Source organism: Streptomyces sp. SID3212, assembly GCF_009865405.1.
Taxonomy (GTDB): domain Bacteria; phylum Actinomycetota; class Actinomycetes; order Streptomycetales; family Streptomycetaceae; genus Streptomyces.
On record NZ_WWJY01000724.1, the window covers coordinates 1 to 7,293 of the forward strand.

Consider the following 7,293-nt stretch of genomic DNA (forward strand, 5'->3'; position numbering starts at 1 on the left):
CTGAGCCGGGGCACCAGCAGGACCGCGCCGGCCGCGAGGCCGATGGCGGCGAACACCCACCAGGTCCGGTGGAAGGCGCCGACGGCCGACGCCGGGCCCGGGGTGCCGAGGACGGCGACGAACACACTGATCCCGAGGACCGCCCCGAGCTGGCGGAAGCTGGCGTTGATCGCCGAGCCCAGCCCGTACCGCGCCGGGGGAAGGGACTCGACGGCGGCCCCGGACTGCACCGGCAGGGTCAGCCCGATGCCGATCCCGATGAGCACGCTCGCCGGCAGCCAGTGCGCCGCCCAGTGCGGAGACGAGGTGACCGACAGCGCGAAGGCCGCCGAGCCCGCCGCCCAGCTGACGGCTCCCGCGAGCAGCACGGGGCGGTACCCGATCGAGCCCGCCAGCTTGCTCGCGGACCGGGCGATCAGGGTGACCACCAGCGGTCCCGGCGTGCTGGCCAGCGCGGCCCGCAGCACGGAGAGTGCCACTCGGTCTGGAGGAAGATGATGTTGCTGAGCAGCATGCCGTAGAAGGCCGTGGCGAAGAGCAGGGTCGCCGCGTTGACCAGGCGGAACTGCCGGACCTTGAAGAGGGCCAGGTCCATCACAGGACGGGCGGCGGTGGCGGAGCGCCGTACGAACACGGGCAGCAGTGCCGCCGCGAGAACGAAGCCCGCGATCACCCAGGGGTCGGACCAGCCCCGGGTCGGTCCCTCGATGATGGCGAAGCTGAGCAGCGCGGGGACGGCGGCCACCAGGACCACACCGACCGGGTCCGGGATGCCGGAGGCCTGCGGGTCGCGGGACTCGCGCAGCAGCCGGGCCCCGAAGAAGATCATGACGGCGCAGATCGGGACGTTCACCAGGAAGATCCACCGCCAGGACGCGTACTCGGTGAGGAGCGCGCCGATGGTGGGGCCGAGCGCGGCAGCCGCCGCGCCCATCGCGCCCCACGTGCCGACCGCCACATGCCGCCGGGCGGCCGGGAACTCGGGCAGGATCAGCGCGATCGAGGTCGGTACGACCAGCGCCGCGAAGACGGCTTGCAGGGCCCGGGAGGCGATCAGGAACCCGGCGTTCGGCGCGAGCCCGCAGAGGGCGCTCATCGCGGCGAACCCGGCGAGCCCTATGAGGAAGATCCGCTTGCGCCCGTACCGGTCGGCCAGACGTCCCGCCGGGATCAGCATGGCCGCGAAGACCAGGCTGTAGGCGTTGAGGACCCACGCGAGATGCCCGGTCGTGGTGTCGAAGCTGCGGCTGATCGTCTCGAAGGCGACATTCACGATCGTCGTGTCGAGGAACACCACGAACACGCCGAGGCTGCCCAGGGCCAGCACCCGCAGGGCATGCCGTTTCGCAGCGGCCTGCTCGTCGGGGACGGACGGGGGAGTGGACATGGGGGACCCCTCACAGAGTCTGTTGTGATTTCCAACTTACCTGGTGGAAGCTAACAGCGGTCTGTTGGAAAAGACAACCGACCACCGGTTAGGGTGGAGCGCATGGAGACGAAGGAAGGGTCCGGAACAGGGGCGGGGACAGGGTCCGGGGCAGGAGAAGAGTCCGGCGCCGAAGCGGGTCGCGTGGGGGAGCGGGGCGGCGGCGGGATGTCCCTCATGGCGCGCCAGCCCCTCGCCGTACGGCCGTGCTCGCTCGCCGCCTCGCTCGACGTCCTGGGCGAGCGCTGGTCGCTGCTGGCCATCCGCGAGATGGGATACGGCGTCCACCGCTTCGGGCGCATCGCCGGCTACACCGGCGCCTCCCGCGACATCCTCGCCGACCGCCTGCGCAAGCTCGAAGCCGCCGGTGTGGTCGAGCGGCGGCAGTACAGCGAGCACCCGCCGCGCTACGAGTACCACCTCACCGAAGCCGGCCGGGAGCTGCACCCGGTGCTGCTCTCGCTCTTCCAGTGGGGCGACAAGTGGGCCGTGGAGGAACCGCCGTTGACGCTCCGGCACACGTGCGGACACCGCCTGGAGATCGACCACGTCTGCCGCCACTGCGGCGGTCCGGTCGGGCGCGGCACGGTCGAGGCACGGCTCTCCCGCGGCGAGGAGTGATCCTCGGGCCGTCAAGCCCGCGTCAGGAGAAGGGCGCGGTGGATCAAGGCCGCGTCAGCGACCGGGACCGGAGCGCGCCGTACGGGCATACCATCCTTGGTATGCCCCGCTCCCGACCCGCGGACCGGGGCAGTCATTCTGTCCTCAGGAGCGACACCATGTCGGAGCATCAGAACAGCGAGGATCCGGAGCCTTCACATCCGGCCCCGGCCGGAACGTTGTTCGTCCCGGTCCGGCCGGGATCCGCAGGCTTCAGCGTCCGCCTCTTCCGTACCGCCCTCGGCGCCCGGACGGCGGTCGCCTTCACCACCGCGACCGGACTGGCCGCGACCCTGGGCCCCCAGCAGTCCTGGATCAAGCTCTCGGAGCACGCCGTGCGCGCCCTCACCGAGCCGCTCGGCGTCACCGCCCTCACCGTCGACCCGCAGCTGGCCGCCCCGGCCACGGCCCCCGCCACCGCTCCCGTCACGGTCCCCGTCGCCGTCCCGGGCCCGCTGCCCGTCCTCCCCCTCCCGGTCCAGACCGCCGGCCCGTACGGCGCGCGCAGGCCCTCCGCCGGCGCGCTCCCGCCGCTCCAGCCCGGCCACCGCATGGCCCCCTCGGCACGACCGGCCGCTCGGCGCGCCTGATCGGCTCACGTCCACCAGACTCTTCTTGTGGGACTTCTTCCCGCTTGCGGACTCTTCCGCGCCTGCCCGCGCCTCCTGTGTGAGGAGAGCGCCTGCGGGCAGGCGCGAGACATTGCTCCGGTGAAGACGAAGGGACGTGTACCTCATGCGTGTGGCATTTCTCGTGGCTCCCGAAGGCGTGGAGCGAGTGGAACTCACCGAACCCTGGCAGGCCGTCGGCGAGGCGGGCGGCGAACGGGTGCTCATCTCGACGGAACCCGGCGAGGTACAGGCGTTCGACCACCTCGACAAGGCGGACACCTTCCCCGTCGACCTGACCGTCTCCGAGGCCTCCGTGGCCGACTACGACGGGCTGGTGCTGCCCGGCGGCGTCGCCAACCCGGACGCCCTGCGCACGGACGCCGGCGCCGTCGCGTTCGTGAAGAGCTTCTTCGACGCGGGGAAGCCGGTGGCGGCGATCTGCCACGCCCCGTGGACGCTCGTGGAGGCCGATGTCGTACGGGGCAGGACGCTGACGTCCTGGCCCAGCCTCCAGACAGACCTCCGCAACGCGGGGGCCACCTGGGTCGACGAACAGGTCCAGGTCTGCACCTCCGGGCCCAACACCCTCATCACGAGCCGGAACCCCGGCGACCTCAAGGCGTTCAACGCCACCTTCGTGCCCGAGTTCGGCGGCTGAACGAGGGCAGAGGCACAGGAGGGTAGGGGGGTATCGGGGGAAAAACGGGGAGCAGAGACGGAGAGAGGGCGATTTCAGGTGAAGACCGCGGATCAGCCGACGGCGCACGTCGTCGTGGCACTCAGCGGACAGGACCAGGAGGACGCGCACACGGTGTTCTCCGCGCTCAGAACGGCGTTCGGGTCCGACCGGCCGGCCGACGACGTACCACAGGCGGTCACCGGCGGCAGGCCGACGGTGTGGACCGCCACCTTCGACGCGTCCGACGTACGCGACGAGCCTGCCGCCGCACGGCTGTCCGCGCCCGTCAGCGCCACCCTCCAGGGCGCCTACACCGATGTGGACAGCCTGCGCAGGGCACTGACCGCCGCCTTCTCCGTACGGATCGTCGGTACGGCCTCCGGCGACCAGGAGGAAGAGGTCCAGCTCCGCCTGGAGAGCAGGTAGGCGGGCGGCCGCATCGCACATGGCCGGTCCCCGCGCACGCGCGGGGACCGGCCATGAGGCATGCCTTGTTCCCGTACCGCCGCACGGCCGCCCCGCACGTTCTTCCCGTACGGTCGTCGCCCGTTCGTGTTGCGCGTCCGGCGCGGCGGCGGCAATCTGGTGTTGACCCAGAAGTGAATGCCGCTCACGCTTCGTACTCGGGGGTCGTTGGTACAACGTGGTGAAGCATGAGGGCCTCTCTGTGAGGAGCCCCGACATGACAGTTCCACTCGACCGGCACGACGGCCGGCGGTACACGGTGGAATTGCACGCCTCTCCGGAACGTCTCTCCCAGCTGCGGCGCATCGTCGCCGCTCACCTCAGGCACTGGAAACTCGACCTGCACGTCGACCCCGTCTGCGAGGGCCTCGACGAACTCATGGCCAATGTCCACCGGCACGTCGGACAGGCCAACACCTGTGTGGTGGAACTGCGTTGGCGCGGACGCCACCTCACGGCCTCGGTGGAGGACAACGGCCCCCGGCTGCCCCGCCTGCTCACCGCCGGCGGCGGAGGGCTCGCGCGCGTCGCCGCGCTGAGCGACAGCTGGGGGACCTGTCCCACGGCCGGTGGCAAAGTCATCTGGTTCACCAGGAGCGTCGAGTCCCCGCAGGACATCTTCCGCGTGCCCCGGATCCCGGTCACCGGCGTCGGTACGGCCGAGCTGTGCCGCGCGCCCGCCCCGGAACCCGTGCCGTTCGGCGCGCCCGCCCTGGCCCGCGAGTCCTTCGCTCCGGCCCTGGCCTGAACACGGGCCGCCCGACCTGCTTCGTACGACCGGTTTGTATGACCGTTTCGTGCGAGCGCTTTGTAAGGTCCGGCCGGTACGGCTCTGGGTCGGCGCCGCCTACTCGTACGCCTCGGGCTCGTCGTCCTCCTCCGGCACCAGATGCACCGCGGCCTCCTCTGCCGAGGCAGCCGCGCCGTCGATGCCCACGTCGCTGGCGACCATGTCGTTCTCGTCGTCTTCGTGCGCGCCCTCGTCCGGCGCCACCAGACGCCCGGACCGGCCGTCGCCGACCTCGTCGTCCACCAGCTCGCCCTCGCCGTACGCCAGATCGCCGATGCCGTCCCCGAACGGGACCCCGCGCTCGGGGATCTCCTCGGCGAGGCGCTGGTCCAGCGACTCGCCCGCGACCTGCTCCGAGGCGGTCGTCCCGGCGTGTTCCACGCCGAGCGGCCGCTCCGGCGGCGACCAGCCCTCGTCGAAGGGGTCGGACCCGCGGTCCACCAACGTGTCCTCGGGGTCGAGGATGCCCTCGTCCTCGAACACCCCGTCACCGTCGTCGTGGTCGGGCTGGTACACCTCGTCGCCCATCGTCTCGCCTCCGTCGCCGCTCACGTCGGTCTCCTCACTCCGTAGCCGTCCTGTACGGGCGTCCGGACCCTGTCCGGCGGACAGGACCCACCTGCCCGTACCCCTCGGCAGCCTCGGCAAGCGGCAGTTCGCGCGATGCTCACGCTGTCCTTCTCCACCACCCTCCCACCAATCACTCCCGTGTCAAACGGCAGGTGAAAGGCCCTGTCGGGGGCTGTGGAGAGGGGTCTTCCGACGCCTTCGGTGTTTGTCGGCGCCGGTGGCGGGCACGTCACCAGTCCGACGGTACGACCCGATATGTGACTGTCCGGAGTCGAACGTGAGCCGAGAACGCATTGTCATCGTCGGAGCCGGGTTCGCCGGCTACGAGGCCGCCCGCACCGTCTGCCACAAGGTCCGGGGCGCCGCCGACATCGTCCTGCTCAACCCCACCGACTACTTCCTGTACCTCCCCCTCCTGCCCCAGGTGGCGGTGGGGGTCCTGGAGGCCCGCCGGGTGACGGTCTCCCTCACCGGAACGCTGCCACGGGTGCGGCTCGTCCTCGGCGAGGCCGACAACGTCGACCTGGAGGGCCACCGGGTGACGTACACCGGCCCGGAGGGCGCGCGGGGCGAGCTGACGTATGACCGGCTCGTCCTCGCCGTCGGCAGTGTCAACAAGCTGCTGCCGATCCCCGGCGTCGCCGAGTACGCGCACGGTTTCCGTGGCCTGCCCGAGGCGCTCTACCTGCGTGACCACATCACCCGGCAGATCGAGATGGCCGCGACCACGGCGGACCCGGCGGAGGCCGAGGCCCGCTCCACCTTCGTGGTGGTCGGGGCCGGTTACACCGGCACCGAGGTCGCCGCCCAGGGCAAGCTCTTCACGGACGCCCTGATGCGCAAGCAGCGCCGGTGGAGCAGGGGCGAGAAGCCCCGCTGGATGCTCCTGGACGTCGCGCCGCGCGTGCTCCCGGAACTCGACCGCAGGCTCTCCGCCACCGCCGACCGCGTGCTGCGCGACCGTGGGGTGGACGTACGGACAGGGACGTCCGTGAAGGAGGCGACCCCGACCGGAGTCACCCTGGACACCGGCGAGTCCGTCGAGACCCGCACGCTGGTGTGGTGTGTGGGCGTCCGGCCCGACCCCCTGGTGTCCGGCGTCGGACTGCCCGTCGAGCGGGGCCGTCTCGTGGTCGACCCGCGGCTCAACGTGCCAGGACATCCCGAGGTGTTCGCGTGCGGCGACGCCGCCGCCGTACCCGACCTCACCAGGCCGGGGGAGTACACCCCGATGACGGCCCAGCACGCCGGCCGCCAGGGGAAGGTGGCGGGGCGCAATGTCGCCGCCTCCCTCGGATACGGCGAGGCCGAGGCCTACAGCCACCACGACCTGGGCTTCGTGGTCGACCTCGGCGGGGTGAAGGCGGCGGCCAACCCGCTCGGAGTGCCCCTGTCGGGCCCGGTCGCGGGCGCCGTGACGCGCGGCTACCACCTCGCGGCCATGCCGGGGAACCGGGTGCGGGTCGCCGCCGACTGGCTGCTCGACGCGGTCCTGCCCCGCCAGGCCGTCCAGCTCGGCCTGGTCAGGGCGTGGACCGTACCGCTCGAATCGTCGTCCCCCGAACTGGCCAAGGTGCCGGGCGGACCGGGCGGACCGGCCGGACCGGACGGACCGGTCGGGAAGCCGTAGGACCGTCCGGAAAAACGCCGGTCCCGGGAAACAGAAGCGCAGTCTCCGTTTCGCAGCGGGGTGAGGGGTACGCGCAGACAGAGAGACCCCCACCGCCCACCGAGCGAAAGGAACGATCGACTGTGCGCCTGCCTACGGAACCCCTGAGCCTCGGCCCCGATACGGACACCTGGGCGTGGCTGCGTCACGCGGCCTGCGTCGACGCCGACCCCGAGCTGTTCTTCCCGGTGGGCGAGTCGGGCCCCGCCGCCGAACAGGCCCGGCGCGCCAAGGAGGTGTGCCACCGCTGCCCGGTGGAGCGCGAGTGCCTCGAATGGGCGCTGGAGACCGGCCGTACCTCCGGCGTCTGGGGCGGTACGGACGAGGAGGAGCGGCGCCGGATGCGGCGCAGGAGCGACCGGCGCAGGACACCCCAGGCGGCCCCGGCCCGCGGCGCCCAGCAGTCGGGACCCGGCCGCTCCC

Annotated in this window: 9 protein-coding genes and 1 pseudogene; 7 read left to right on the top strand and 3 right to left on the bottom strand. The window is 71.9% G+C overall.

Annotation, left to right across the window (positions count from 1 at the left end):
• Together GT042_RS21835 and GT042_RS21840 are read right to left on the bottom strand one after the other, a co-directional pair.
• Positions 1–479: pseudogene (locus GT042_RS21835) on the bottom strand (MFS transporter); the annotation flags it as partial.
• Positions 416–1,387, bottom strand: a complete 972-nt coding sequence (locus GT042_RS21840) for an MFS transporter (protein ID WP_161310420.1) — start codon at positions 1,385–1,387, stop codon at positions 416–418. The gene GT042_RS21840 and the pseudogene GT042_RS21835, both read right to left, overlap by 64 nt.
• A gap of 216 nt (positions 1,388–1,603) precedes the next feature.
• On the opposite strand from GT042_RS21840, the gene GT042_RS21845 reads away from it, so the two are divergent.
• The 5 genes from GT042_RS21845 (at position 1,604) to GT042_RS21865 (ending at position 4,589) form a co-directional block, all read left to right on the top strand.
• Positions 1,604–2,047 carry a helix-turn-helix domain-containing protein gene (locus GT042_RS21845; protein WP_161310421.1) on the top strand — a complete coding sequence of 148 codons (444 nt, stop codon included), beginning with the start codon at positions 1,604–1,606 and terminating at the stop codon, positions 2,045–2,047.
• Positions 2,048–2,205: 158 nt separating this feature from the next.
• On the top strand, positions 2,206–2,676 hold the full coding sequence (locus GT042_RS21850; protein WP_202533407.1) for an SAV_915 family protein: 471 nt from the start codon (positions 2,206–2,208) through the stop codon (positions 2,674–2,676).
• A 145-nt stretch (positions 2,677–2,821) separates the two neighbouring features.
• Positions 2,822–3,355, top strand: coding sequence for a type 1 glutamine amidotransferase domain-containing protein (locus tag GT042_RS21855; protein WP_161310422.1), 534 nt, complete (start codon positions 2,822–2,824; stop codon positions 3,353–3,355).
• A gap of 78 nt (positions 3,356–3,433) precedes the next feature.
• Positions 3,434–3,802 carry a hypothetical protein gene (locus GT042_RS21860; RefSeq protein WP_161310423.1) on the top strand — a complete coding sequence of 123 codons (369 nt, stop codon included), beginning with the start codon at positions 3,434–3,436 and terminating at the stop codon, positions 3,800–3,802.
• Between the two features lie 256 nt (positions 3,803–4,058).
• Positions 4,059–4,589, top strand: a complete 531-nt coding sequence (locus GT042_RS21865; RefSeq protein WP_161310424.1) for an ATP-binding protein — start codon at positions 4,059–4,061, stop codon at positions 4,587–4,589.
• A gap of 99 nt (positions 4,590–4,688) precedes the next feature.
• On the opposite strand, the gene GT042_RS21870 is transcribed toward GT042_RS21865, so the two are convergent.
• Positions 4,689–5,159: a DUF5709 domain-containing protein gene (locus GT042_RS21870; protein ID WP_161310425.1), complete on the bottom strand. Its 471-nt coding sequence runs from the start codon at positions 5,157–5,159 to the stop codon at positions 4,689–4,691.
• A 319-nt stretch (positions 5,160–5,478) separates the two neighbouring features.
• Here GT042_RS21870 and GT042_RS21875 point away from each other — a divergent pair, with 319 nt between their 5' ends.
• Both GT042_RS21875 and GT042_RS21880 read left to right on the top strand, forming a co-directional pair.
• Positions 5,479–6,831: an NAD(P)/FAD-dependent oxidoreductase gene (locus tag GT042_RS21875; protein ID WP_345943857.1), complete on the top strand. Its 1,353-nt coding sequence runs from the start codon at positions 5,479–5,481 to the stop codon at positions 6,829–6,831.
• Positions 6,832–7,010: 179 nt separating this feature from the next.
• Positions 7,011–7,293: WhiB family transcriptional regulator (locus tag GT042_RS21880; protein WP_161310427.1), on the top strand; the 283-nt coding region annotated here is incomplete at its 3' end.

Excerpts from the sequence above, each read along its gene's own strand:
- GT042_RS21850 (WP_202533407.1), top strand. The coding sequence starts at position 2,206 with ATGTCGGAGCATCAGAACAGCGAGGATCCGGAGCCTTCACATCCGGCC.
- GT042_RS21840 (WP_161310420.1), bottom strand. The coding sequence starts at position 1,387 with ATGTCCACTCCCCCGTCCGTCCCCGACGAGCAGGCCGCTGCGAAACGG.
- GT042_RS21870 (WP_161310425.1), bottom strand. The coding sequence starts at position 5,159 with ATGGGCGACGAGGTGTACCAGCCCGACCACGACGACGGTGACGGGGTG.
- GT042_RS21855 (WP_161310422.1), top strand. The coding sequence starts at position 2,822 with ATGCGTGTGGCATTTCTCGTGGCTCCCGAAGGCGTGGAGCGAGTGGAA.
- GT042_RS21845 (WP_161310421.1), top strand. The coding sequence starts at position 1,604 with ATGGCGCGCCAGCCCCTCGCCGTACGGCCGTGCTCGCTCGCCGCCTCG.
- GT042_RS21865 (WP_161310424.1), top strand. The coding sequence starts at position 4,059 with ATGACAGTTCCACTCGACCGGCACGACGGCCGGCGGTACACGGTGGAA.